The sequence below is a fragment of the Nocardia sp. NPDC005998 genome (assembly GCF_040614395.1).
In the GTDB taxonomy this organism is placed as follows: domain Bacteria; phylum Actinomycetota; class Actinomycetes; order Mycobacteriales; family Mycobacteriaceae; genus Nocardia.
Window position 1 is genome coordinate 104248 of the sequence record NZ_JBEXUI010000004.1, and the last position, 25891, is coordinate 130138.

The window sequence follows — 25891 nt, forward strand, 5'->3', positions numbered from 1 at the left end:
CTAGATCGACCATACCTCCGGGTCCGGACCCGGAGGAATACGCCCGCTCTGAGATAGCGCCGCGCCGCCGACCCGCATCGGGCAGGGGTCGGCTCGAGCGTCAGTGATATCGGCTATTGCAGTGGTCGTCCGCCGAGTTGGGTGAGCAGCACACCCATGACGCCCACCTCCTGGCTCTGGCTCTGGAACATCGACCGCGCCGCTTCCTTGACCGGGCCGGAGATCAGTAGCTGATCCGCGGCGCGGGCCATGGCGAGTCCGCCCTGATGGTGGCGGAACATCAATTGCAGGAACAGGATTTCCGCATCGTGGCCGCGGGCGGCGGCGAGCACGTCGAGTTCGGCGGTGCTCGCCATGCCGGGCATCGCATCCCCGCTCGGCTGATCGGCAACAGCGGTCGAATGATGGTGGGATGCAGCCGCCTGGGCGTGCATCCAGGCCATCGGGTGTGGCGATAACGGTGACGCGTCGGCCAACCGCAGCCACCCCAGCATCGTGCCGATCTCGATGCGCTGTGCGTCCGAGAGCTGCTGTGCCAGACGCAGTACCGTCGGCTCGACGCCGCGATCCAAGCGCTGCACCATGATCAGCGCCTGCTGATGATGTGCCGTCATATCCTGTGCGAATCCGATCTCCACCGCATTGAGAACCGGTGCGGCCGGGTGGGCTTCGGGTAGCACCAGCGGCCGCAGCGCCGCACCGATCACCACCAGGGCGAAGGCGAGTGCGGCGAACGTGGCGGCGCGGATCCACCGGGACACGGTCACGACCCGACGGTCGATCGCTGATCCGCCGGTGCGGTGTATACGTCGTTCTCGAGCTGCAGCACCATGAATCCGTTATCGGAGCAGGCGACATACAACTGGTCGCCGCGCCATTCCGGAGGCGAGAAGCACCAGTCGGTGGAGACATCTCCGAAGGCGAGGTTGCCGGTGCGCGAAGTGAGTGCATCCGACGGATCGAACTGCCCCTCGAGCACCGCGCGTGCGGCCGGAAGTGCGCTCATGAACGGCACGCCGATGATCGAGGCGAGGGCGTGCGGAGAGTTCCAGAGGCTCAGGTTCTGCCCGGTGCGGGCGGGCGGGTTGAAGTAGGCGATCTCGCGGATGCTGTGCGGATCGCGGATATCGAAAACCCTGATGCCGGAGGAGATCCAGCCGCAGGCGAGCGCGGTGGGATCGTCCGGGCGGTCCGCGGCACAGTAGTGCGATTCGTAGGCGAACGCCGAACCACCCATGGAGCTGCCGATATTGCTGTCGATATGCTGCAGCAGATTGATCTCCAGCTTGATCTTCCCGGCGACCTTCGGGGTGGTGTCATCGGAGATATCGATGAGTTTCACACCGCCGGAACCACCTTCGTCGATGGTGTAGAGGTACGGCTTGCCGCCATAGGTCACCGGCACACTGTGCTGGGTGGCCCATCCGTCGGTCCAGAAGGTGCGGCCGATATGGGTGACCTGCGGGTTGAGGTCGCGGCGCTGGACCGAACTGATATCGAGCACCGTGAATCCGCCCAGTGCGGACAGATACATCCGATTGCCGTCGGGGCTGATTCCGAAGCCGTGTGCCTCGATACCGGTCAGGCCCTGCCAGATGACGTGCGGATCAGCCGGATCGGTGAGATCGACAGCGCTGACGAAGCCGGGCGCGATACCCGAGGCCCAGTAGGTGCGGCCATCCGGGGACCAGCCGCCCTCGTGCGTGGTAATCGGCAGCGGCATAGCCAGATTCGAGCCGGGACCCGGATTGAGCAGCTTCGGATACGCGCAATCGGAGATGTCGTAGACCGACAGGTAGCCGACGCCTTCGCCGATCGGCACACCAGTACCGACCAGCAGTTTACGCTCGACATTGACCTTGAGGCTTTCCCAGGTGCCCGCCAGCATCGCGGGTTCGGTCAGGGTGACCGTCGGCCGTGGATGCGCCGGATCGGAGACATCCAGTACCTGGACGCCGCGGCCCTCGCTGATCAGATCGCCGGGGAAGAATGAACCCATATATGCGCAGTGGTCGAAGCTGGTCGAGGTGATGCCAGCCCCGCGCCCGGCGTAGTTGCCGACCATCGACATATTGCAGGCATAGCCCTGGGTGCTGCGCCGACTGTCACGGTCGGCGGCCGGAACATCGCCCTGCAGCCCGGTTTCCGGCATCGATCCCGGTCCGCAGTCCGACCGCGGCACCGAGGTGCGGCCGATATCGAGAAATTCCTGGACCGCGGTGGCGATATCGGACTGTAGATCGGCCGACGCGCTGCTAGGCAGCATCATCGCGGTGACGACCGCCGTGGCGAGCAGCGCCAACGGCCTGGTACGGCGCAGTGTCAGCTTCGGGTGCATCGTTGCATCCCAACTTTCCTCATCATGGGCACAGGCCGCGCCGACTCAGACGGAATATGACTGACTGAATGGTAGTAACAGGCGATAACTTGATGCGGAAGTTTGGCGGAAATCGCAGGTAGGCAGCGTGTTTCAGGGTAGTGCTCAGCCGGCGGTGAGTGCGGCAGTGTCGTACGCCAGCAGAGCTGTGCAGACGTCGAGGAGGGACTGTCTGAGTCTCGTTGATCGCTCCGCAAGTGCCGACTGCGCCCGGACGTATTCGGCGCGGCCGGACGGGGTTTCGATGCGGACCGGTTCGTAACCGTATGCGGTGAGGTCGTACGGACTGGCGCGCATATCGAGCTCGCGCGCGGCGCAGGCGAACTCGAAGTAGTCGAGGAGCAGATCGGAGGACAGGAGCGGGGTGAGTTTGAAACCCCATTTGTAGAGGTCCATATTGGCGTGCAGGCAGCCGGGCTGTTCGCGGGCGACCTGGTCGGCCCGGGTGAGGGGCTCCGCATTGCGGCCGACGGCGTCCGGGGTGAAGAAGCGGAAGGCGTCGAAGTGGGTGCAGCGCAATGACATTGATTCGACGACCGCATCGGTGCCGGTACCGCCGAGGCGGAGTGGGACCTGTTGGTGGCGGACCTCGTCGGTCTTGTACACCATGGCCCATTCGTGCAGTCCGAAGCAGGACAGCTGGGCGGGTCGAGATGCCGTGGCGCGCAACAGGTCCGCGATGAACGCGATGGTGTCACGGCGTCGCGCCAGGTATGCGGGGTCCGCGGTGTATGCGGATGCCCCGAGCGTCCACTCGACCACGGACCCTTCCGCGACTACGCGTGCCTCGGGTACCTCGATGCAGTGATATCCGCGGCCACCGTCGTATTCTCGGGCCCCGGCCAATGCGACGCCGAATCCCGGGTGCCACCGCCGCAGCTGCGCGGGCTTGTGTCCGTAGTAGGTGAACAGGAAGTCGATCACCGGGTGTGATGAACCCGCCGCGCGGCGTTCGAGATATGGCCCGACGAGTTCGTCCAGCCGAGCCCGGTGCACGGCCGCCCTGGCCCGCCACTCGGACTCGGCCAGCACGATCATTCGATCACCCGGTGCGTCCCGTCACGCACGGTGCCGACGAACTCTTCCACCAGATCCTCCAGCGCCACAATGCCGACCGTATTGCCGCGATTGTCGACGACCCGGCCCAGATGCGAATTGGTGCGGCGCAACCGAGCCAGCGCCTCGTACAGCGGGGTGCCGGAGCCAACGGTCGGCAACGGGCGGATATCGGTGCGCGGGATGGGCGTATTCGGCCCGGCGCTCTCATCGGCGACCTTGTCGAGCACATCCTTGACATGCAGATAGCCGACCAGCGAACCGTCGCTCGCGCGCACCGGGTACCGGGAGAAGCCGGTTTCCGCGACGGCGGTTTCGATATCGCCGAGCTCGGTGCCATTGCCGCGCAATGGCACCGAACGGGTCGTGGCCAGCGGCACCATCACATCGCCGACGACGCGATCGGAGGTGCCGAGCGCCTGGGTGAGGCGTCGGTGCTCCTCCTCGTCCAGCAGTCCCTCCGAACGGGATTCACCGATCATTTCGGCGAGCTCCACACTGGAGACCGTGGCATCCAGTTCATCCTTGGGTTCGACCCGCAGCATGCGCAACGACAGGTTCGCGGCCAGGTTGTAGAGCGCGATTACCGGACGCGCCAACCGCAACCACTGCAGATGCACCGGAACCAGCAGCAGCGCACTGCGTTCCGGTCCGGCCAGCGCGATATTCTTCGGAATCATCTCGCCGAACAGGATGTGCAGGATCACCACGATCGTCAGGGCGACGGCGAATGCGATCGGATGCAACAGCTGTTCGGGCAGGCCGACCAGACCGAACGGCCCCTCCAGCAGATGCGCGACCGCGGGTTCGCCGATTCGGCCGAGCAGGATCGAGCAGATGGTGATGCCGAGTTGCGCAGCGGCCAGCATCATGGACAGGTTCTCACCCGCCCGGATCACCGTTTCGGCCTGGCGCTTTCCCTGTGCGGCCAGCGCCTCGAGACGGTCGCGGCGGGCCGATATCAGCGCGAATTCGGCGGCGACGAAGAAGGCGTTGCACGCCAGCAGCACCACCGTGAGCAGGACACCGAGGAGATCACCCATGGCTGTTCTCCTTGGCATTGTGCACGGTGGCGTTGTCCGCGGCGGCATCCTGCACAGCGGCATTGTGCGTGGCGGCATTGTGTGCAGTGGCATTGTGCGTGGCGGCATCCTGCACGGCGGCATCCTGCACGGCGGCATCCTGCACGGCGGCATTGTGCGCGGCTGCATTGTGTGCGGTGAGCGCTGCGGCAGCCACCGGGACCAGCCGGATCCGGTCGATGCGCCGCCCGTCCATCCGCTCGACCTTGGCGATCCAGCCGCCCTCCTCGTCGTCCAGATGGCGGTGCGAGGAACGCGGATTCGGCAGGATCACCTCATCACCGGTGACCGGGATGCGGCCGAGCCGGGTGAGCACCAGACCGCCGAGCGTTTCGTACTCGCCCTCCGGGGCGTCGTATCCGGTGGCGCGGGAGACCTCATCGATGCGCAGCAGACCCGAACAGTCCCAGCCGTCGGCGACCCGGCGGACATCGCGTTCTTCCTCGTCGTGTTCGTCGCGGACATCGCCGAGGATCTCCTCGATGAGGTCCTCCATGGTGACGATGCCCGCGGTGCCGCCGTATTCGTCGACCACCAGGGCGACCTGCATGCCATGGGCACGCACGCGTTCGAGTACCTCGTCACCGTCGAGGCTGGCGGGCACGATCGGCACCGGGCGCGCGAGCTGATACAGCGGGATGGTCTTGCGGACATTCGCCGGATGGGTGAAGGCCTGCTTGATGTGCACGACGCCGAGGGTGTTGTCCAGATCGCCGTCGATGACCGGGAAGCGGGAGTAGCCGGTGCGGCTGGCAGCCGCGATGAGGTCACCGATGGTATCGGACCGGTCCAGTGATTCGATCTTGACCCGGGGTGTCATCAGTTCTTCGGCGCTGCGCTCGCCGAATTGCAGCGAGCGGTCCACCAACTGCGCCGTGCGGTGGTCGAGGGCGCCGCGCAGCGCGGACGTGCGCACCAGCGAGCCGAGTTCCTGCGGGGAGCGCGCCGAGCGCAATTCCTCGGCAGGTTCCACGCCCAAGCGGCGGACCACCCAGTTAGCCGTGCCGTTGAGGAAGTGGATCATCCACTTGAACACCACCGAGAAGGCGATCATCGGCCCCGCGGTCGCCCGCGCGGTGCCGAGCGGCTTGGAGATCGCGATGTTCTTCGGGACGAGTTCGCCATAGATCATCGACAGCGAGGTGGCCAGCACGAGTGCCACTGTGAGTGAGATGCCCTGCGCCGCACCCGTGCCCAGGCCGAACCCGGTCAATAGCGGCGTTAGCAGCCGGGCCAGCACCGGTTCGGCGATATAGCCGGTGATCAGAGTGGTGATAGTGATACCGAGCTGAGCGCCGGAGAGTTGGAACGACAGGGTGGTGTGGGCCTGCCGGACCATGCGCGAGCGGGCGTCGCCGACGGTGCGCACATGCGATTCGACGGTGCTGCGTTCCAGCGCGGTGAGGGAGAATTCGGCGGCGACGAACAGTGCCGTGCCAAGGGTGAGGGCGATGAACCCGACCAGGCTGAGCACGGTGAGCACGACGGACATCGTCAGCACCACCTGCGAGAAACACGACGATGAGCTGAATCGGATCGGGCTGCTGGGGGAAGGAGAGCGCCGGGTTTGTCACCCGGCTCGGTAGAGGAGCCCTCCTGTGCGGCGCCCTCGGACGCGGGTGACAACTTGTTCCTCTCGGCAAATGGGGTTTGTCGTGCCGGAAACCGGCAACCCCTATGCTACCGGCCCACGCGCGTGCCCGCGTGGGCCGGTGGCTGTGTTGAATTTGCCGCGCCTGCGGCGCGGCGTGTTCGCGGCCCCCGGGTGTCTCGCGTCCGAGCCGTCGAGACTCGCGACTGCGTCGCATGCGCTTCGACGGCTCGGACGCGAGACGGGCCGCGAACGGTCGCTCGTAAGACTCGCTCCGTGATGGTCGTCTTGGGCGTGTCTCTCGCTATCTGGAGTTGTCGCAGGTCCACCAGTCACTGGCAAGAGGCCGGCCCTCGGCGAATCCGGCTGCCGACTGCACGCCGAGCACCGCCTTGCCCCGTGGTGGTTGCGTTGGGTGTCTCTCGCTATGTGCAGTTGTCGCAGGTTTACCAGCCACTGGGAAGAGGGCGGCCCTCGGCGAATCCGGCTGCCGACTGCACGCCGAGCACCGCCTTGTCGTGGAAATCGGGCAGGGTGCGCGCACCGGCGTAGGTGCAGGCGCTGCGGACGCCGGAGCAGATGTGGTCGAGCAGGTCCTCGACGCTGGGGCGTTCCGGATCCAGGCGCATCCGCGAGCTGGAGATGCCCTCCTCGAACAGCGCCTTGCGTGCGCGGTCGAAACCGCTGTCGGTCGCGGTGCGGGCGGCGACGGCACGCTTGGAGGCCATGCCGAAGCTCTCCTTGTACGCATTGCCGTCACGATCGACACGCAGGTCGCCGGGGGATTCGTAGGTGCCAGCGAACCAGGAGCCGATCATCACATTGGCCGCGCCAGCGGCCAATGCCAGCGCAACATCGCGCGGGTGCCGGACGCCGCCGTCGGCCCAGATGTGTACGCCGAGTTCCTTTGCGGCGGTGGCGCATTCGGCCACCGCGGAGAACTGCGGACGGCCGACACCGGTCATCATCCTGGTGGTGCACATGGCACCGGGGCCGACACCGACCTTGATGATGTCCGCGCCCGCCGCGGCCAGATCCCGGGTGCCCTGCGCGGAGACCACATTGCCCGCGACCAGCGGCACACCGAGGCCGAGATCGCGAATGGCGCTGAGGGTTTCGAGCATCTTGGCCTGGTGTCCGTGCGCGGTGTCGATGACGAGCAGGTCCGCACCCGAGTCGACCAGTGCCTTGGCCTTGGCGGCCACATCACCGTTGATGCCGACCGCGGCGGCCACCCGCAGCTTATTGTCGGCATCGACATTGGGCTGGTAGATGCCGGTGCGAATGGCCCCGGTGCGGGTCATCACGCCCGCGAGGCCGCCGTCCTCGGCGATGAGCACGGCGAGCTGCGCGTGCTCGGCCTCGAGCAGGTCGAAGATATCGCGCGGCGAGGTGCTGGCCGGCGCCTTGACGAAATCGGTGATCGCGACATCGCGCAGCCGGGCGAAGCGGTCGACATCGGTGCAGGAGGCCTCGGTGATCACGCCGACCGGTTTGCCGCCGTCGACGACAACGACCGCGCCGTGGGCGCGCTTGTGCATCAGGGCGACGGCCTCGGACACCGAACGCTCCGGATCCAGAGTGACCGGAGTGTCGGCGGTGAGCGAACGGCTCTTCACAAAGGCGATGGTGTCGGCGGCCGCAGCGATCGGGAGATCCTGGGGCAGGACAACGATGCCGCCGCGGCGGGCGACCGTTTCGGCCATCCGGCGTCCGGCGACCGCGGTCATATTCGCGACAACAATGGGAATGGTGGTGCCGGACCCGTCTGCGGTCGATAGATCCACGTCGAACCGTGACGCGACATCCGTCCGATTCGGGACGAGGAAGAGGTCGTCGTAGGTCAGGTCGTACGGCGGCTGATGACCAGGGAGAAACTGCACTTAACCGATTCTAACCGGTGCGCCGTTATCGCGTGCAATCGCCCAGCATTCGGCCGCGCCATGCGCGAGTCGTGGTCGCGTCGCCGGGATCAAGATCAGATGGGGCTGGTGGCCGGGCTTTTCGGTAGATGTCGCCACAGCTTCGACCCGATCTCGGTTTCGGTGTCAGGCCGCCGCTTCGACGCGGGAGAGTTGGATTGTGGTCGCGCACATGGTGATTACCGCGATGGCGATGGCGAGTAGGCCCAAATTGTCGGTGCGGAGGCGTTCGTCGAGGACGGTGATGCCGATGAAGGCGGCGGCCAGGGGTTCGGCGATGGTGACGGCTGGGAGGGAGGCGACCAGCGGGCCAGCTTGGTAGGCGCGTTGCTGGAGATAGAGGCCGATCACGCCGGATGCGATCAGCGCCCAGGTCTGCCAGCTGCTGAGCACATGGCCGAGGCCATCGTCGAACAATTCCGTTACGTAGGAGGTGAGTGCGGCGGCGAGGCCGAAAAGGGCACCGCCGACGACGCCGAAAAGTAGGGCGCGACGGGTCGGGTCGGCGGACTTGACACCAACGGCGAGCGCGACCGCGAGCGCGGCCAGTAGCGCGGTCAGCGGCGGAATCCAATCCCGCAGGGGCGCAGTGGTATTGCCCTTGGTGGGGTCGCCGACGATCAAGAAAACCGCCAGCGCCACCGCGAGGGCGATCGCGGTCGCCCAGGTGCGCGGGGCGATCCGGCGTTTGTTGAGTCGGGCGGAGAGGGGAAGGGCAAAGATCAGCATGCTGACCAGCATCGGTTGCACGAGCAGGACCGGGCCCAGGGCCAGCGCCGCGACCTGCATCGCGTAACCGCCCGCGTCCCCGACGATTCCGGCCCACCAGCGCGGACTGCGCACCAGCGAACCCATCAGCGACTGCCCTTCCGGGACCGCTGCGGCGGCATGCTGCTGCGCCACCGCAGCCAGCGCGAACAGCAGCGCCCCGATCAAGGCGCAGGCAACCGCGCCCACCTCGTTATTCGACACCCGATCAGTTTGCCCCGCGATTGCGGCTCGCCGGCACCCCCTGCGGCCGTCCGGCGCGTCGACGTGTCCGCCCGGGCGTGTCGCCGCTGGTCGCGGCGGTGCGGTCCGCTCCGCCTGCGCCGACACCGCGACCGGAAGTCGCCCCGGCACCATGGGCCGATACGCCGCGCGCGGCCGAGCCCGATCCGGCGGCACGGGCCGTGCCCGCCTTCGCCGACCCGGCGGAACGACCCGGCGCGGCCGATGCCGAGTTCACGGCCCGTCCGGGAGCCGTCCGCGCCGATCCCGCGCCGCGGCCCGGCGCCGCAGTTGCCGCACCTGCGGCCCGACCCGTGGTCGAAGCGGCCGTCGACCCACCCGCGGCTCGACCCGAAGTTCCGGCACCACGCCGACTCGACGTCGCGGTGGAACTCGGCGAATGACCCGAAGACTTCTTCGCACCACCCACACCGGCGCCCCGACCGTCGGCACTGCCGGCACCTGCACCCCGACCGGCGCCACCGGCCCCGGCATTGCGACCGGCAGCACCCGATCCCGCACCGCGACCGTTACCGGACGCATTTCGACCGGCGCCGCCGGAACCTGCGCCACGACCGGCGCGACCCGACCCCGCACCGCGACCAGCACCGCCCGACCTGCGGTTCGACCCGCCGCGCCGACCAGCGCCGACCTTCAACTCGCCTTCGTCACCCACCGTCACCGCCGAGCTCGCCGCGACGATCGGTACGCCCGAGGGCTGCTTTGCGCCGGTGATCTGGATCAGGCGCCGATCACCCGGACGAACCTGCACGCCGTCGACATCGACGCCCGCCTTGCGGGTCATCTTCTCGACGTCGGCGCGTTCCTCTTCGGTGACCAGCGTGACGACGACGCCGTCCTCACCGGCGCGGGCGGTGCGGCCGGCGCGATGCAGATACGCCTTCGGTTCGGCGGGCGGATCGACATGTACGACAAGGGAAATCCCGTCGATGTGGATGCCGCGCGCGGCCACATCGGTGGTCACCAGCACCGGTGTGGTGCCGTCGGCGAATGCGGCGAGGGTTCGCACGCGATTGTTCTGCGCCTTACCGCCATGCAGCGCGCCCGCGGCGATTCCGGACCCGCGCAACTGCTTCGCGAGCCGGTCGGCACCGTGCTTGGTGCGCACGAACATGATGGTCAGCCCGTCGCGCGCCGCGATCTGCGCGGTGATCTCGCGCTTATCCGCCTTGCGCAGGAACAGCAGGTGGTGCGACATGGTGGCGACCGAGGCCGACGGCGGTGCGGTCGAATGCGTGACCGGGGCGCGCAGGTAGCGCTTGACCAGCTTGTCGACCTCACCGTCGAGGGTGGCCGAGAACAGCAGTCGCTGACCGTCTTTCGGCGTTCGGTCGAGCAGCTTGGTGACCTGGGGCAGGAAGCCCATATCGGCCATGTGGTCGGCCTCGTCGAGTGCGGTGATCCGCACCTCGGACAGATCGGCGGAGCGCTGGTTGATCAGATCTTCGAGGCGCCCCGGCGTGGCGATGAGCAGATCGACACCGCGCGCGAGCCGATCGGCCTGCCGCTTGATCGGTGCGCCGCCGACCACCGAGGCCACCCGCAACCCCAGCGATAACGCCGCATTGTCCAGCGCCTTCTCGATCTGGGCCGCCAGTTCCCTGGTCGGCACCAGCACCAGACCGCGCGGTTTGCCCGGCTTGGCCTGGGCACCGGTGAGCAGCGCGAGCATCGGCAGCCCGAAGGCCAGGGTCTTGCCGGAGCCGGTCGGTCCGCGCCCGAGCACGTCCTTGCCCGCCAGCGCATCGGTCGCCGTCGCGGCCTGGATCGGGAACGGGGTCTCGATGCCGTCGCGGCGCAAAGCCTGGACGAGCACGGCGGGTAGGCCCAGATCCGCGAAGGTGGTGGCAGGGGTGGAGGAGGTCAACGGGGTTGTGTGCCTTTCATGTCTCGGCGCGGGAGGATCCGGGCACGCGAGGTGCCGCCGAGATGGTTGGGCCCGGTCATCGCCGGATGCGGTAGGACCGGGTGTATCAGGTGGAACCGGATGAATCAGTTACGGAGCAGTCGATCCAGTTCGACCAGCCAGGGTACCGCGACGGCCATGGTCGGGACCACCAGGATGGCCGCCGACCCCAGATAGGCCGCCGCGGCGACCCGAATATCGCCGATGCGTCCACCCAGTCGCTGGATGCGGATCAAGGTGGTCGGACCGCCAGCGGCGAGCGCGCCCTGCGGTGCCGTGGATTTCGCGCAGGCGACCAGGGCGCGGGCCAGCGGCTTCGGGCCGGTGACCTTCACGGCCGAATCGTCGGCGAGCAGTTCGATCAGCAGTTTCACCGAGCCGAGCGCCGCCTTGCTGCGCACCACCCGGGGGAATGCCTCGTGCACCGCGGTGAAGGCCTCGAGCACCAGGTCGTGGCGGGCCCGCAGATGGGAGCGTTCATGGCTGACGATGGCCGTGACCTCGGCGTCCTGCAGGCTGGTCAGCGTGCCCTCGCTCAATACCACCCGCTGGCGCAGGCCGGGCAGGCAGTAGGCGATCGGCTCGGTCGAGCCGAGCACCCGGATATCGGCCGCGCGGCGCTGTGGTCCGCTCTGGTCGAGCAGATCGACGAGCATGCGGTGGCGCGCCCGACGCCTGCGGGTGTGCACGCCGACGCGCACGATCGCGTACATCAGTCGCGCGCCGACCAGCAGCGTCAAGGCGAAGACGAAAACGTACGCCAGCCACAGCGGCAGTCCGAGCGCATCGATCTCGCGCGCCGGGGAGGTGGTCGGGCGACCGTCCGGTCCCGGTACGAGTAGTTGGGCGGCGATGGCCAGCCCCGAACCGAATGCGCTGAGCACGGCTGCGAGCGCGATGGCCTGCCACAACACGAGCGCAGCACGCGGTGTCCGGTACGGCCAGGTCGCGCGGCTCAACAGCGCTGGGGCGGGCCCCGCGAGAAGCAAAGCGAGACCGGCAAAGACCGGCGCGGTTGCGTTCATCGACTCAGCTCACTGCGTTGTGGGGCCAGGGCACTCACCTCATTGTGAGGCCAGGATCCCAAGACTACTGCTTCGGCGGCGCAGTATCTTCGGATGCTTCGAGCTTAGCGAGTGCTTCGCGCAACGCGTCCGTGTCGTCCCTACCGACCTGTTCAACGAAGTGCACGAGCGCTGCCGCGCGGCTGCCCGCCACATCGGCCTGTTGCAGTGCGTCGACCATCAAGCTGGCCACCAGTTCATCGCGGGTGTGCACCGGGGCGTAGCGGTGGGCGCGGTCGTCGCGTCGCTGCACCACGAGGTTCTTCTTCGCCAGTCGTTGCAGCACCGTCATCACCGTGGTGTACGCGAGCTCACGGCGGGCGGCCAAAGCCTCGTGTACCTGCCGTACGGTCTGCGGTTCGTCAGTCGACCACAGCTGGTCCATGACCGCTTTCTCGAGTTCACCAAGTCCTGCCATTCCACAAGTTTACGGACTCAACGACACAATTGCGTACTACAGGTCGTCGTAACTGCTTGATAGCTGGTGTGGTATTTGTCATAGGTTGTGCGGCAGCCCCAGCGCTGGGACTAGCTCGGCACCGCGTCCGATTCGAAGGCGGCCCGGACGTGTCGCGTTCCGATGGGCACGATCATCGGTCGACCGGACACCGGATCCTCCAACACGGACGCGTCGAGATCGAAGACCTCGCGCAGCAACGCGACATTGATGATGTCGGCGGGTGCGCCCTGGGCGACGATGCGTCCGTCGCGCATGACGATGAGCCGGTCGCTATAGCGGATGGCCAGGTTGAGATCGTGCAGCACCATCACCACGGTGCGGCCGTGCTCGTCGTGCAGGCGGTCGACGAGGTCCAGCACCTCGACCGAATGTGCGAGATCGAGATAAGTGGTCGGCTCGTCGAGCAGCAGGATGTCGGTGCCCTGGGCCAATGCCATCGAGATCCAGGCGCGCTGGCGCTGCCCGCCGGACAACTCGTCGAGGGTGCGATCGGCCAGATCGGCAACGCCCGTCGCGGCGAGCGCGGAGATGACCTCGTCTTCGTCGGTGGCCGACCACTGCCGGATCCAGGACTGGTGCGGATGACGTCCGCGCGCAACGAGATCCGCGACGGTCAGCCCCTCGGGCGCGACCGGCGACTGCGGCAGCATGCCGACGATGCGCGCGACATCCTTGGTCTTCATCGACGAGATCGCCTTACCGTCCAACAGGATTCGGCCCTGTTGCGGGCGCAGCAGCCGACCCAGCGCGCGCAACATGGTCGACTTGCCGCAGCCATTGGGGCCGATGACGGTGGTGACCACGCCGGGTGCGAAACCGATGCTGAGTCCATCGACGATGACGCGGTCGCCGTAGCCGAGGGTGACTTCCTGTGCGGAGAGCCGCGTGTCGGTGATCATGACAGGGTCGCCTTCCGATTCATACGCACGAGCAGGTAGAGCAGGAACGGTCCGCCGAAGGCGGCGGTCACGACACCGACCGGCAGGTCGACCGGAAATAGCGTGCGCGCGGCAACATCCGCGCCGACCACCAGGATGGCACCGGTGAACGCCGAGCCGATGAGCGGTTCGCCGGGAGTTCGCAGCAGTCGGCGCGCGATCTGCGGTGCGGCGAGCGCCACAAATCCGACCGGACCGACCGCGGCGGTGGCGACCGATGCGGCCACCACGGCCGCGCCGATCAACAGGGCCTGCTGGGTCTGGATCCGAACCCCGAGCACCCGGGTGGTATCGGTGCCGAGGCGCAGCGCGGCAAGGGTTCTCGCGGAGCCCACCGCCACCAACGCGACCACGGCCAGTGCGAGCGCGGCCGGGATCAGCCTGGTCCGATCGGCGCTATTGAGTGAGCCATTGAGCCAGAGTTGCGCACGGGCCGCATCCTGCAGGCTGGCGCGGGTGAGCAGAAAGCTGATGCCGGACAACAGGAATGCGTTCACCCCGATGCCGATCAGTACCAGTCGCATCGGGGTGACACCGCGGTCGCCGGTCACGCCGCGGCCCCAAGCGAGTACGTAGATGGCGGTCGCGGTGCACAGCCCACCGGCAAGCGCGGCCAGCGGGGCGCCGACGCTCGCGGCGAATCCCGTTGTCGTGCCGCCGGTTCCGACGAGGACGGCAACAGCACCCAGGCTGGAACCGGTGGTGATGCCGAGGATATCCGGCGCGGCCAGCGGATTGTGCAGGATGGACTGGGTGATCGCACCCGCGATGCCGAGTGCCGCACCGACGACCAGCGCGGTGAGCGCGCGCGGCAAACGGGATTCCAGCACGATGAAACGCTGGGATCGGGTGCCGCCGCCGGTCAGCACATCCAGGACGCGGCCGAGCGGAATGTGGGTGTCACCGAAGGCGATATCGAGGCAGAAGAGTGTGAGCAGGGTGGCGGCGAGTGTAAGAACTATCAGCGCCATGGTGGGACGCAGCACTATGGAGGCCGGGCCGAGGCGCAGGGCGGGGCGGATGCGATTCAGCGGTATCTCGGTCGATGCCGGGGGCGGTGCCTGCGCGAAGGCGGTGTGATCTGGGGAGAGCTCGTCCATGATTCGGTCGCTCACAGGCTCACCAACTTCTTGCGACGGACGAGCAGGATGAAGAACGGCGCACCGAGGGCCGCGATCATCACACCGACCTGTAACTCGCCGGGGCGCGCCACAATTCGCCCGGCCACATCGGCGACGAGCAGCAGCAGCGCGCCGAGCAGTCCGGAATGCGGGATCAGCCAGCGGTAGTCGGGACCGGTGAAAACCCGTGCGATATGCGGCACGACCAACCCGATGAATGCAATCGGGCCGACTGCCGCCGTCGCCGCGCCACTCAGCAAGACGATTGCGGCCAGTCCGAGCGCCCGGCTGCGCCCGATATTCACGCCGAGCCCGCGCGCGACCTCGTCACCGAGGCTGAGCAGATTCAACCCGGGCGAGGCCACGACGGCGAGTACCACGCCGAGCGCCAAGAACGGCAGCACCTGCCAGAACACCTCGGCATCGCGTCCGTTCACGGTGCCGACCACCCAGAATCGGTAGCTGTCCAGCGCCGCATTGTCCAGCAGCACAATGGCATTCGTCATGGCCTGTAGGACTGCGGTCACCGCGGCACCGGCCAGCACCAAGCTGAGCGGGCTCGCCTTACCGCCGCCGATCGCCGACACCCCGAATACCACCGACCCCGCGGCCAGCGCTCCCGCGAAGGCGAACCAGATGTACTGTTCGGGCGCGGTCAGCGCGAACAGGTAAATACTCAGCGCCGCAAGGAATGCCGCGCCCGCATTCAAGCCGAGCAGTCCCGCGTCGGCGAGCGGATTGCGGGTATAGCCCTGGATCAGCGCACCGGCGATACCCAGTGCGAGCCCGGTGACCAGCGCAAGTGCGGTGCGCGGCAGGCGAAGTCCGCGCACGATCTCCTCCGCGGTCGATCCGGCCGGGCAGTGGAACGGTCCTCCCGGGCAGGTGAAGGCATTGTGCACGGCGTCGTAGACGGTGCCGGGTGACAGCGATCGGGTGCCGATCGCGATGCTGGCCACGGCCGCGAGCAGCAGTAGCGCGCTCAGCAGGACGAGCCCGAGTCGGCGATAACGCGCTGGATTCGTTCGTCGCGCCCCCGGCGCGATGGTGCGTGATGCCGTCACGGCGACGAACTTCTCCTGACTCGATATGCGGTGTCCGGTTGCTAGGTCTGGTAAGCCTAACCTATCTTTGCGACCCGACCTCATTACCGAGCCGACCCGAGGAGGTTCGATGCCCGAGTCAGTGGCAACCCGCATGCCCGGCCAGCCCCATGTGGCGTTCGGGAGAGCGTGTGCCCGGCTGCGCTCACTACAACCCGAACACCCGCGGGTCTACGCGGTGACCGCCATGTCCGAGCAGGGCAGGCGGCGCTGGTGGCGGCTTGCCGACGGATTGCGCGAGGGTCGGATCGAGTTGATGTACCGGCGCCACGCCGCGGAGATGATCAGCGCCGATACCGCCGCCGAAGTGGTGGCGACCGCGCTGATCCACGCGGTGATCGGGCGGGTGGTCGCCCTGCTGGTGGCCGAGGGGCGGGTGTGGGATCCGGGTATCGACAACCTGTGGATCCACGCCGACAATGACGGCGGCATCGACTGGGCTGGGTTGGACGACACCACGATTCGCGTACTCGACGGCGATCGACTGGCCGGTGGGCCCGGTGTGGTGACTTTGCCGTGCGAGCAGGCGATGTACGTCTGGCTTGCGCATCGGTGCGAGCCGTCGCTGCGATTGATCCAGCGGACCCTGGCGGGCTGCGCGGGGCTCGGTGAGCGCCGGTTCTGGTCCCTCGTCGGCGAATCCATTGTCGGCGCGGCCACCTATGTGCCGGATCTGGCGCGGACGGATTCCTTGGTCGGTGCGCGGCGTGGTGCGGGATTGCTGCTTGCGCTGGAGGAGCGTGGTCTGCCGGTGCGACGTGCGACGGGGTGCCCGGTTCGGTAGACGCTGCTATGCCCAGGTGAGCAGGGTTGACCCGGGCAGCCGTCCGGCGGGGATGGCCGATGGACTCCGGTGTCGGTGTGGATCTCGGCGGCCGATGGCGATCGCGTGGTGTGGCAGCCAGCCGGGCTGGATATCGAGCAGGGCGACCACCCGAGTGACGTTCTCTGCGGGGTGAAATGTGGTGACGCACGTACCGAGGCCGTGGTCGTGAGCCGCCAAGCACAATGACTGGCAGATGCGACCCATATCGAACTCGGTATCGGTGAAACCGTTGTCCGCGGAGAGCAATACGAGGATCAGTGGCGCCTCGGCGAGATGGCCGGCATAGTGGCCGAGCTTGCTCAGTTCGACCCGCAGCGCGTCGGTGGTCACGGCGATGAACCGCCATGGCTGACGGTTGCGCGCCGAACCGGTCCACCGGGCCGTGTCGATGATGTCCTCGACGGTCGAGCGCGGGACGCGTTCTGGCAGAAAGTGTCTGGTAGACCGCAGGATCTTGATCGAATGCACCGCCGCGAGCCTAGTGCGACACGGTACGGAATTGCCTAGTTAGGTAAGCCTGACCTATAGTAGTCACGGCGTTGGGATCGGCCGAGTGTTCCGGAGGGCTGCCGTGAACCCCCGATCCATTGCCGCGGCGGGCTCTGTGTGCATTTGGAGCCCGCCGCTCTGTATCGGGGATGCAAACGGCCATCGGGGAGCATCGTGCGAGACCCGAGACACGCTGTGCCAAGGTGAATGCATGACACAGCGGGAAGTTGCCCAGATCCAGTCGCTGGCCGAGGTCACGCCGGAGCTGCTGACCGAACTCAGCAAGAACACCTTCACCGATCTGATCGGCCTCGAATTCACCGAGGTCACGCCGGACCGGGTGCGTGGTGAGCTGACCGCGGGACCACAGCTGCAGCAGCTGGCCGGCATTGTCAACGGCGGCGTGTACTGCACCGTCATCGAATCGCTCGCCAGCATCGGCGGCGGGGTCTGGTACACCGCGCAGGGCAATAAGGGCACCGTGGTCGGCGTGAACAACAACAGCGACTTCCTGCGCTCGGTGCGCGAGGGCAAGGTCTTCGGCGAGGCGACGCCGCTGCACCGCGGCCGGTTGCAGCAGCTGTGGCAGGTCGTGCTCACCGACGATGAGGGACGCACGGTCGCCCGCGGCCAGGTGCGGCTGCAGAATCTGCCCGCCAGGGATTGACCGGCACCCCCGACACGGGCGTGCCAGAATTACCGTCACCCTGATCCACGACCGCCGAGGAGCCCGGATGCGACTGTCGCCGCATGAGCAGGAACGGCTGCTGCTGAGTTATGCGGCCGAACTGGCCCGGCGCAGGCAGGCGCGTGGACTCGAGCTGAATCATCCCGAGGCGGTCGCGCTGATCACCGACCACGTGCTCGAGGGCGCGCGCGACGGGCGCACCGTCGCGGAGCTGATGTCTTCGGGGCGAACGGTTCTCACGCGTGCCGATGTGATGGAGGGCGTGCCGGAGATGATCCACGATGTGCAGGTCGAGGCCACTTTTCCGGATGGCACCAAGCTGGTCACCGTCCATCATCCGATCGGTTAGGGGCGGTGATGGCTGATTCTCCGCTCGTCCCGGGTGAATACTTCTGTGCGGAGGGCACTATCGAGCTGAACGCGGGCGCGGATCGGATCGAACTCGATGTCGTGAACACCGGTGATCGGCCGGTCCAGGTGGGCAGCCACGCGCATTTCCCGCAGGCCAATGCGGCGTTGCGTTTCGATCGGGCGGCCGCGCACGGGCGTCGGCTCGATATCCCCGCCGGAACCGCGGTGCGCTTCGAGCCCGGTCTCGGACAACGAGTTTCGCTGGTCCCGCTCGGCGGCGCCCGTGCGGTCCACGGCATCAGCCTGACGCCTCCTGGACGTCTCGATGGCTAGCGCGAGACCGCCTGCACGATGCGTATGCCGCGCGGGCTTGCGCAGACGATTCGGTGTGGGGCGCATGATTCCGTGCGCCCGGGAGATAGGACGCGATGAGTGAGCTGAGCCGCGCACGGTATGCCGAGCTCTTCGGACCGACCACCGGCGACCGAATTCGCCTGGCGGACACCGATCTGCTCGTCGAGATCACCGAAGATCGCAGCGGTGGGCCTGGTCTCGCGGGCGATGAGGCCGTATTCGGCGGCGGCAAGGTATTGCGCGAATCCATGGGACAAGCCCGCGCGACCCGGGCCGAGGGCACCCCGGACACCGTGATCACCGGCGCGGTCATCATCGACCATTGGGGAATCATCAAGGCCGACGTCGGCATTCGCGACGGCCGCATCTGCGCGATCGGCAAGGCGGGCAATCCGGACACCATGAACGGGGTGCATCCGGATCTGGTGGTCGGTCCGAATACCGAGATCATCTCGGGCAATGGCCGCATCCTCACCGCGGGCGCGATCGACTGTCATGTGCACTTCATCTGTCCACAGCTGATGGACGAGGCGCTCGGCGGCGGCATCACCACCCTGATCGGCGGCGGCACCGGTCCCGCCGAGGGCAGTAAGGCGACCACGGTCACGCCCGGATCGTGGCATCTGGCGCGGATGTTGGCGGCCACCGACGGCTGGCCGATGAATATCGTGCTGCTCGGCAAGGGCAATACGGTCAGCGCCGAATCCATGTGGGAGCAATTGCGCGGCGGCGCAGCGGGTTTCAAACTGCACGAGGACTGGGGGTCCACTCCGGCCGCGATCGATGCCTGCCTCACCGTCGCCGATGCGGCGGGTGTGCAGGTGGCGCTGCATTCGGACACCTTGAACGAGGCCGGATTCGTCGAGGACACCATCGCCGCCATCGCGGGCCGCGGCATCCACGCGTATCACACCGAGGGTGCCGGTGGCGGGCACGCGCCCGACATCATCACCGTCGTCTCGCATCTCAATGTGCTGCCCAGCTCGACCAACCCGACCCGCCCGCACACGGTCAACACCTTGGACGAGCACCTGGACATGCTCATGGTGTGTCACCACCTCAGCGCGTCCATCCCAGAGGACCTCGCGTTCGCGGAGAGTCGGATCCGGCCCTCCACCATCGCCGCCGAGGATCTGCTGCACGATCTCGGCGCGATCTCGATGATCGGCAGCGACTCACAGGCCATGGGCCGCATCGGCGAGGTCCTCGTGCGCACCTGGCAGACCGCACACGTCATGAAGCGCCGCCGTGGTTCGCTGCCCGGTGACGGCGCCGCCGACAATGCGAGGGTGCGGCGCTATATCGCGAAGTACACGATCTGTCCGGCGATCGCGCACGGCCTGGACGACGAAATCGGTTCGGTGGAAGTGGGCAAGCTCGCGGATCTGGTCCTCTGGGACCCGGCATTCTTCGGTGTCCGTCCGCACGCCGTCCTCAAGGGCGGTGCGATCGCCTGGGCTGCCATGGGTGACGCCAACGCCTCCATCCCGACCCCGCAGCCGGTGTTGCCGCGCCCCATGTTCGGTGCCGCACCACTGGTCGCCGCGGACACATCTGTGCACTTCGTTTCCGAACAGGCCATCGAGGACGGTCTCGCCGAACGTCTCGGCCTGCGCCGGAAACTGGCTCCCGTCAAGAACGTTCGCCGCGTTACCAAGGCGGATATGACCAACAACGACGCCATGCCCCGCATCGAGGTCGATCCGGACACCTTCACCGTCCGCATCAATGGCGAGGTCTGGACGGAACAGCCCGCCACCGAGTTGCCAATGGCCCAGCGGTATTTCCTGTTCTGAGGACGTCGCCCCAGCGGAATCCGCACGGACGCATGTTGCCGCGCGCGTCGCCGCAGCTGCGCGCGGCACGGACCCCTCCGTGATCTCCACCGAGATCATGTCCTGCATGCGCCGCGCCCAGGCTGGACGCCGCCACCAAGTCGAAGGCTTGGTCCACGACGTGGTCGGCGACGAGGCAGGCGCCGCCATCATCGGCCAGTACGCGAACCGCTTCCCCGACGTGGATCCGCCGCACCACGGCCGGGCCGCTATCGCAGATCTTGTGAGTGCCGCGCATAGGTTTGCAACCTGTGCGAGGTGGCCGAAACATGTGCGCGAATCGCCAGGGGCGGCCGAATTCCATGCGGTCGCTGGTGTCCGATTGCGGCGGTATCAGGGTGTGCGGTGGCAGACTGCGGGTATGACGACCTTCGAATGGGCCGATGTGGACAGCTACCTGGTGGAGACTCTGGTGGGAGAGGGGGATTCGACTGCGGCGGCATTGGCCGCGAACTCGGCGGCCGGGCTGCCCGCGATCGATGTATCGCCCGCGCAGGGAAAGTTCTTACATCTGATCGCGCGGTCGGTCCAGGCGCGTCGGGTGCTGGAGATCGGGACGCTCGGCGGGTACAGCACGATCTGGCTGGCCCGCGCGGTGGGCAAGGAGGGGCAGGTGGTCACCCTGGAGTTCGAGCCGCGGCATGCGGCGGTGGCACGGGAGAATCTGGATCGGGCCGGAGTCGGCGAACGGGTCGATATCCGGGTCGGCGCGGCCCTGGACAGCCTGCCGGTGCTGGCCGATGAGGATCCGGACCCGTTCGACCTGGTGTTCATCGATGCCGACAAGGTCAACAATTCGAACTATGTGCTCTGGGCGCTGCGCCTGACCCGCCCCGGATCGGTGATCATCGTCGACAATGTGGTGCGCAATGGTGCTGTCGCCGACGAGCATTCCGACGACCCGATGGTGCAGGCGAGCCGCGATCTGATCGATCTGCTGGCCGCCGAGCCGAGTCTCGATGCGACGGTGCTGCAGACAGTGGGCAGCAAGGGCTGGGACGGCTTCGTGTACGCCGTGGTCAACGGCGAGTCGGTCGACTAGCAGCTGGTTGGCTGGGGCTATCGCTGCTACGCCTGAAGTACCACCTTGCCGACGGTGCCGCGTGTCTCCAGCGCGCGGTGCGCACCGACGGCATCGGCCAGCGCGAAACGCTGGACCGCGGGCCGCAGTCGACCGGCTGCGGCCTCGGCCATGGCCTTGTCCTCGAGCGGGCGCAGATCACCGCCGACCCGCTGGATGAGGCGCGGTCCGACGACCAGTTCGGAAATGATGCCGCGCGCCGCCGACTCCTCCTCCGACAGCAATAGTGGCGCGCCATTGGCCGCGCCATAGACGAGATGCTGACCGCCCTTAGCGAGCAGATCGATTGCGGCGCCGCTTATTTCGCCGCCGACACCATCGAACAGCACGGTGGCACGCCGGTCGCCGAGTCGGGCGAGCACCTGAGCCGGCCAGTCGGGGAGTAGATAGTCGATCGCGATATCGGCTCCATTGCGTTGCACCAGTTCGACTTTCGCTGGTCCACCGGCCAGGCCGACCACGGTGGCGCCGACGTTCTTCGCATGCTGAACCAGCAGGGTCCCGATGCCGCCTGCCGCCGCGGTTACCACCACCACGCTGTCGGGACCGAGTTCGGTGAACAGCGAAATCCCCATGGTCGTTCGCCCGGTGCCGATGATCGCGACCGCCTCGGCCGCATCGAGATCGGTCGGAATCTCGTGCAGCCGAACGGTTTCCGTCACGGCCAACTCGACATAGCCACCGGGAACCGCCCCGAGATGTGCGACCACCCGCTTGCCGAGCCAGGACGTATCGACATCCGGCCCGATCCGGTCCACGAACCCGGCGACCTCACGGCCCGGAATGGTCGGCAGCTGTGGCAGCGGGTACGGTCCGGGCTCGCCCCTGCGCAACGCGGTATCGACGACGTGCACGCCCGCCGCCGCGACCCGGATGAGCACCTGCCCCAGTCCGGGCACCGGATCGGGCACCGTTTCGTAGCGCAGATTCTCGGCCGGCCCGAAGGCATGAAGGCGGATGGCGTGCACGGTGACTCCTGTTCGTCGGCAATCGAGTCAACCGTGCAACCTGAAGTGCCATTCAGGTCAAGACGTGCTCGTCCGAACGCAGCGGGCCTCGAATCCGTCGCAGAGTGCGGACAATCCGAGATACAACAGATCCTCTGAAGTGAGATCGCTCACACCGCTGCCGTTCAGATCGGCGAGTGCGGGCGGAATCGGCAGCTGTGATTTTCCTTCCAGCAATGCCCGCAGTCCGTTGTCCCCTTCCGGATTCATGCCCTTGCGCGCGACCAGTGCACCACTGATATGCGGGAGCGTGGCCCCGGAGATGTAGTTCCACACCGCGAAAGCCATGGTTGCCGCCTCGCGGGTCGAGACATTCAACTCACGCAGACCCTCGACCAGCCACGCGAAACAGGCCAGGCCCTGTGGACCGAAACTGTACCGGGGCATGGCGAAGGTCAGCAGCACCCACGGATGCTGTTGGTAGAGCGCCCAATCGATCTCGGCGGCAATGCGGACCCGGTCGCGCCAAGTCCAGTTCTGCCCCTCCGGTGAGGGGTACGGGTTGCGAGCCGATATCTCATCGGTCATCAGGGCGAGCAGTTCATCCTTATTCGCGACATGCCGGTACAGCGACATGGCGCCGACACCCATCCGCTCGGCGATATGTCGCATGGACAACCCGTCGAGACCTTCCTCGTCGGCGAGGGTGATCGCGGTGTCGACAATGGCGGCTCGGGTGAGCTTCGGCTCGGTCATCCCATGACTCGCTTCCAGTTTTGAGGCCGCATGCGTACACTGTACCCGGACGGACGCGTACGCCGTACGCGACACGGAGAGGATTCGGGAATGACTCAGGTGGAGGCCGCGCGGGTGGCGACGGCGCCGACGGGTTCGCGGCGCGCTTGGCTGGGCCTCGCGGTGCTACTGCTGCCGGTGCTGCTGGTGTCGATGGATATCTCGGTGCTGTTCCTGGCCATGCCGACGCTCACCCTGGATCTCGATCCGTCGGCCGCGCAGCAGCTGTGGATTCTCGATATCTACGGCTTCCTCATCGCGGGCCTGCTCATCACCATGGGCAATCTCGGGGACCGGATCGGGCGGCGCAATATTCTGCTGGCCGGTGCCTCGGTATTCGGCATCGCCTCGGTCGTCGCGGCCTTCGCCCCGAATGCGGTGGTGCTGATCATCGCCAGGGCGCTGATGGGTATGGGCGGTGCGACCCTGCTGCCGTCGAGTCTCGCGCTGATCTCCAGCCTGTTTCCGAATGCCCGCGAACGCGCCGCGGCGATCGGGGTGTGGACCGCGTTCTTCGCGGGCGGATCCGCGGTGGGGCCGGTACTCGGCGGTTTGCTGTTGCACCACTTCTGGTGGGGCTCGGTATTTCTCATCAATATTCCGGTACTGCTGATCCTGCTCGCCTTCGGTCCGTTCGTACTGCCCGAACATCGCTCGGGTGTGGTCGGCCCGCTGGATATTCCGAGTGTGCTGCTGTCGATCGGCGGCATCCTCCCGGCGGTGTACGCGGTGAAGCAGATCGCGGCCGAGGGGTTCGACATCGCATCGATCGGCATCGGACTCGTCGGCGTCGTATTGCTCGCCGTCTTCGTGCGACGGCAGCGACAGCTGGCCGAACCGCTGCTGGACCTGCGGCTGTTCCGGCGGGTGCAGTTCACGGTCGCCATCGGATCGAGTCTGGTCGGCATGATGTCGCTGGCGGCGATGAGTTATCTCACCAGTGTCTATCTGCAATCGGTGACCGGACGTGAGCCGCTGGCGGCCGCGCTGTTCGGGATTCCGATGGCGATCGCGGTTTTCGTCTGCTCGATGGGCGGTGCGCGGATCGGGCACAAGCTCGGGGTGCGTTCCACCTTCGTGCTGGCGCTGTTGGCCGCAGCGGTGGGCAATGTCATGCTGATCGGTGTCGGCGTGGACGGCGGAATCGCCTGGTACCTGGCCGGATCGACGATTGCGGGCATCGGTTACGGCCTGGCCTTCACCCTGGTGTCGGATGTGGCGGTGTCCTCGGTGCCGCCGGAGCGGGCCGGTTCCGCGGTCGGGATCTCCGAGACCAGTTTCGAACTGGGCAATGCGCTCGGCTTGGCGCTACTGGGTTCGATTGCGGCGCTGGTCTTCCGATCGGGCGGTGCCTATGCGGACACCCTCGGCGAAACCATTCAGCACGCGGACGGGAACACCGCGCTGATCGATTCCGCGCGCGAATCCTTCGTCTCCGGAATGCATATCGCGACCTCGGTCGGCGCGGTGCTGCTGGTGGCGATGGCGGCGGTCGCGGCATTCGCGCCGCGGCGCTGAACGGCGCGCCTCCGCGGGATCGGGCTCGATTCGCGATATAATTAGATGTCATGTTTTCTCATGACATCACCTCGATCGAGGGCTTTATCCGCAGATACGACGAGATCGTCGCGACGTCCGATTTTGCCACGCTGCCAAGTCTTTTCGAACCCGTCATCCTGGTGACCACGCCGACGTCGAGTCGCTGTCTGAGCCGGGAGGAGTTCGTCGCGGGCGCGAAAGCGCGGGCGCGCCAGTTCGATTCGGGGCCGCGGGCGCGGTTGGTCGAGCAGACGACCGTCGAACTGGGCGGGCATTATTGGCTGACTTCGGCGCGGTGGACACTGTCGTTCGGCGCGCGGTCGCTCGATGTCTACAGCGACTTCCTGGTCCGGCGGGCCGCGGACGGGCCGCGGATCGCGGCCTATCTGACCCGCCAGGATCTGCCCGAGCTGCTGCGCGCCGCCGATGAGTGATCATCGATAGGGGAGGTGTCTGGGCCGGTTGGCGCATACAGTCGATAGCGTGAACCACACTCCCGCTTCGAGCAATGGCCGCCCGCTCGCCGAGCGGGTGGCGGCGTGGCTGCTGTATCCGACCTCGCGGCCGCGCGAGAAATCCCTGCGTACGGCGGTCGCGGGCCGGGTCGTGCTGGTGACCGGCGCCTCGCACGGCATCGGCAAGGCCGCTGCGCGCAAACTGGCGGCGGCCGGTGGGGTGGTGCTGCTGGTGGCGCGCTCGGTCGACGAGCTCGAGCAAGTGGCGGCCGACATTGCCGCCGAGGGTGGCACGGCATACGCCTACCCGACGGATATGACCGATATGGATGCCGTCGAAAAGCTCGGCCGCAACCTATTGGCCGAACATGGTCACATCGATGTGCTGATCAATAACGCGGGCAAGTCGATTCGCCGCTCGATCGACGATTCCTATGACCGATTCCATGATTTCACCCGTACCATCGACGTGAACTACCTCGGCCCGGTCCGTCTACTGCTCACCTTGCTGCCGAGCATGCGCGAACGCAAACAGGGCCATATCGTGAACATCTCCACCTGGGGCGTGCTCATGCCGCCCGCCCCGCGGTGGGCCGCCTACGGTGCGTCGAAATCCGCCTTCGACGTCTGGTTGCGCAGCGCCGCGGCCGAAATCGCCGCCGATAAGGTCATCACCACCTCCATCTACATGCCGCTCGTACACACCAGGATGAGCGCACCGACCGACTTCAGTCGCGTCCCCGGACTGACCGTCGACGAAGCCTCCGATCTGGTCTGTTACGCGGTAACTGTCAAACCGCGCGAGATCGCGCCCTGGTGGTCGCACCGTATCGAAGCCTGGTCGGCTCTGACCCGCAAAGGGGCGCAGCGCTTCATGGAGCGTTCCTTCCGACGCTAGCC

24 protein-coding genes and 1 pseudogene are annotated in these 25891 nt (G+C 67.0%); 9 read left to right on the plus strand and 16 right to left on the minus strand.

Annotated features, from left to right (window positions below; all coding sequences use genetic code 11):
- Window positions 1-113 precede the first annotated feature (113 nt).
- The 13 genes and pseudogenes from ABZ293_RS08875 to ABZ293_RS08935 all read right to left on the minus strand — a co-directional run bounded on the left by ABZ293_RS08875 (window position 114) and on the right by ABZ293_RS08935 (window position 15592).
- Window positions 114-767: a DUF305 domain-containing protein gene (locus ABZ293_RS08875; protein ID WP_355178734.1), complete on the minus strand. Its 654-nt coding sequence runs from the start codon at window positions 765-767 to the stop codon at window positions 114-116.
- A complete protein-coding gene (locus tag ABZ293_RS08880) occupies window positions 764-2338 on the minus strand; it encodes a hypothetical protein (protein ID WP_355178736.1) in 1575 nt (524 codons plus the stop codon). The genes ABZ293_RS08875 and ABZ293_RS08880 overlap by 4 nt, the downstream gene beginning before the upstream one ends.
- A 144-nt stretch (window positions 2339-2482) precedes the next feature.
- Window positions 2483-3415, minus strand: a complete 933-nt coding sequence (locus ABZ293_RS08885; protein ID WP_355178738.1) for a 3-methyladenine DNA glycosylase — start codon at window positions 3413-3415, stop codon at window positions 2483-2485.
- A complete protein-coding gene (locus ABZ293_RS08890) occupies window positions 3412-4476 on the minus strand; it encodes a hemolysin family protein (RefSeq protein WP_355178740.1) in 1065 nt (354 codons plus the stop codon). The genes ABZ293_RS08885 and ABZ293_RS08890 overlap by 4 nt, the downstream gene beginning before the upstream one ends.
- The gene (locus ABZ293_RS08895) at window positions 4469-6007 is read right to left on the minus strand and encodes a hemolysin family protein (protein ID WP_355178741.1); all 1539 of its coding nucleotides are present in this window, start codon (window positions 6005-6007) and stop codon (window positions 4469-4471) included. Before ABZ293_RS08895 ends, ABZ293_RS08890 begins: the two co-directional genes overlap by 8 nt.
- Window positions 6008-6552: 545 nt before the next feature.
- Window positions 6553-7989 (minus strand): GuaB1 family IMP dehydrogenase-related protein, encoded by a 1437-nt coding sequence (locus ABZ293_RS08900; RefSeq protein ID WP_355178743.1) that lies wholly within the window; start codon window positions 7987-7989, stop codon window positions 6553-6555.
- A gap of 165 nt (window positions 7990-8154) precedes the next feature.
- Window positions 8155-9000, minus strand: coding sequence for a DMT family transporter (locus ABZ293_RS08905; protein WP_355178745.1), 846 nt, complete (start codon window positions 8998-9000; stop codon window positions 8155-8157).
- Window positions 9001-9541: 541 nt separating this feature from the next.
- A pseudogene (locus tag ABZ293_RS08910) lies at window positions 9542-10906 on the minus strand (DEAD/DEAH box helicase); the annotation flags it as partial.
- A gap of 125 nt (window positions 10907-11031) precedes the next feature.
- Window positions 11032-11970 carry a M56 family metallopeptidase gene (locus ABZ293_RS08915; RefSeq protein ID WP_355178747.1) on the minus strand — a complete coding sequence of 313 codons (939 nt, stop codon included), beginning with the start codon at window positions 11968-11970 and terminating at the stop codon, window positions 11032-11034.
- A 64-nt stretch (window positions 11971-12034) separates the two neighbouring features.
- Window positions 12035-12427: a BlaI/MecI/CopY family transcriptional regulator gene (locus tag ABZ293_RS08920; RefSeq protein ID WP_354959141.1), complete on the minus strand. Its 393-nt coding sequence runs from the start codon at window positions 12425-12427 to the stop codon at window positions 12035-12037.
- 110 nt (window positions 12428-12537) lie between these two features.
- Window positions 12538-13368, minus strand: a complete 831-nt coding sequence (locus tag ABZ293_RS08925) for an ABC transporter ATP-binding protein (protein ID WP_355178749.1) — start codon at window positions 13366-13368, stop codon at window positions 12538-12540.
- A complete protein-coding gene (locus ABZ293_RS08930; RefSeq protein ID WP_355179113.1) occupies window positions 13365-14378 on the minus strand; it encodes an iron chelate uptake ABC transporter family permease subunit in 1014 nt (337 codons plus the stop codon). Before ABZ293_RS08930 ends, ABZ293_RS08925 begins: the two co-directional genes overlap by 4 nt.
- A gap of 140 nt (window positions 14379-14518) precedes the next feature.
- Complete coding sequence (locus tag ABZ293_RS08935) at window positions 14519-15592, minus strand: iron ABC transporter permease (protein ID WP_355178751.1); 1074 nt, start codon at window positions 15590-15592, stop codon at window positions 14519-14521.
- Between the two features lie 109 nt (window positions 15593-15701).
- On the opposite strand from ABZ293_RS08935, the gene ABZ293_RS08940 reads away from it, so the two are divergent.
- Window positions 15702-16415 carry a hypothetical protein gene (locus ABZ293_RS08940; protein ID WP_355178753.1) on the plus strand — a complete coding sequence of 238 codons (714 nt, stop codon included), beginning with the start codon at window positions 15702-15704 and terminating at the stop codon, window positions 16413-16415.
- A 6-nt stretch (window positions 16416-16421) separates the two neighbouring features.
- Here ABZ293_RS08940 and ABZ293_RS08945 read toward each other — a convergent pair whose 3' ends face one another.
- A complete protein-coding gene (locus tag ABZ293_RS08945; RefSeq protein WP_355178755.1) occupies window positions 16422-16925 on the minus strand; it encodes a nitroreductase family protein in 504 nt (167 codons plus the stop codon).
- Between the two features lie 232 nt (window positions 16926-17157).
- Here ABZ293_RS08945 and ABZ293_RS08950 point away from each other — a divergent pair, with 232 nt between their 5' ends.
- From ABZ293_RS08950 to ABZ293_RS08970, 5 genes are all read left to right on the plus strand, one after another.
- Window positions 17158-17613: a PaaI family thioesterase gene (locus ABZ293_RS08950; RefSeq protein ID WP_355178757.1), complete on the plus strand. Its 456-nt coding sequence runs from the start codon at window positions 17158-17160 to the stop codon at window positions 17611-17613.
- A 67-nt stretch (window positions 17614-17680) separates the two neighbouring features.
- The gene (locus ABZ293_RS08955; protein WP_063037372.1) at window positions 17681-17983 is read left to right on the plus strand and encodes an urease subunit gamma; all 303 of its coding nucleotides are present in this window, start codon (window positions 17681-17683) and stop codon (window positions 17981-17983) included.
- An 8-nt stretch (window positions 17984-17991) separates the two neighbouring features.
- Entirely contained in the window at window positions 17992-18318 is a 327-nt protein-coding gene (locus ABZ293_RS08960; RefSeq protein ID WP_355178759.1) for an urease subunit beta, read from the plus strand.
- Between the two features lie 95 nt (window positions 18319-18413).
- Entirely contained in the window at window positions 18414-20135 is a 1722-nt protein-coding gene (locus tag ABZ293_RS08965) for an urease subunit alpha (RefSeq protein ID WP_355178760.1), read from the plus strand.
- A gap of 400 nt (window positions 20136-20535) precedes the next feature.
- On the plus strand, window positions 20536-21216 hold the full coding sequence (locus tag ABZ293_RS08970; RefSeq protein ID WP_354959151.1) for an O-methyltransferase: 681 nt from the start codon (window positions 20536-20538) through the stop codon (window positions 21214-21216).
- Window positions 21217-21242: 26 nt separating this feature from the next.
- On the opposite strand, the gene ABZ293_RS08975 is transcribed toward ABZ293_RS08970, so the two are convergent.
- On the minus strand, window positions 21243-22223 hold the full coding sequence (locus ABZ293_RS08975; RefSeq protein WP_355178762.1) for a zinc-binding dehydrogenase: 981 nt from the start codon (window positions 22221-22223) through the stop codon (window positions 21243-21245).
- Between the two features lie 57 nt (window positions 22224-22280).
- Entirely contained in the window at window positions 22281-22958 is a 678-nt protein-coding gene (locus tag ABZ293_RS08980; RefSeq protein WP_355178764.1) for a TetR family transcriptional regulator, read from the minus strand.
- 90 nt (window positions 22959-23048) lie between these two features.
- Between ABZ293_RS08980 and ABZ293_RS08985 the strand changes: the two genes are divergently transcribed.
- From ABZ293_RS08985 to ABZ293_RS08995, 3 genes are read left to right on the plus strand one after another with little or no spacing between them, the layout of a single operon-like run.
- Entirely contained in the window at window positions 23049-24515 is a 1467-nt protein-coding gene (locus ABZ293_RS08985; RefSeq protein ID WP_355178766.1) for an MFS transporter, read from the plus strand.
- A gap of 50 nt (window positions 24516-24565) precedes the next feature.
- Window positions 24566-24970 (plus strand): hypothetical protein, encoded by a 405-nt coding sequence (locus ABZ293_RS08990; RefSeq protein WP_354959155.1) that lies wholly within the window; start codon window positions 24566-24568, stop codon window positions 24968-24970.
- 49 nt (window positions 24971-25019) lie between these two features.
- Window positions 25020-25889, plus strand: a complete 870-nt coding sequence (locus ABZ293_RS08995) for an SDR family NAD(P)-dependent oxidoreductase (protein ID WP_355178768.1) — start codon at window positions 25020-25022, stop codon at window positions 25887-25889.
- The last annotated feature ends 2 nt before the right edge of the window (window positions 25890-25891 follow it).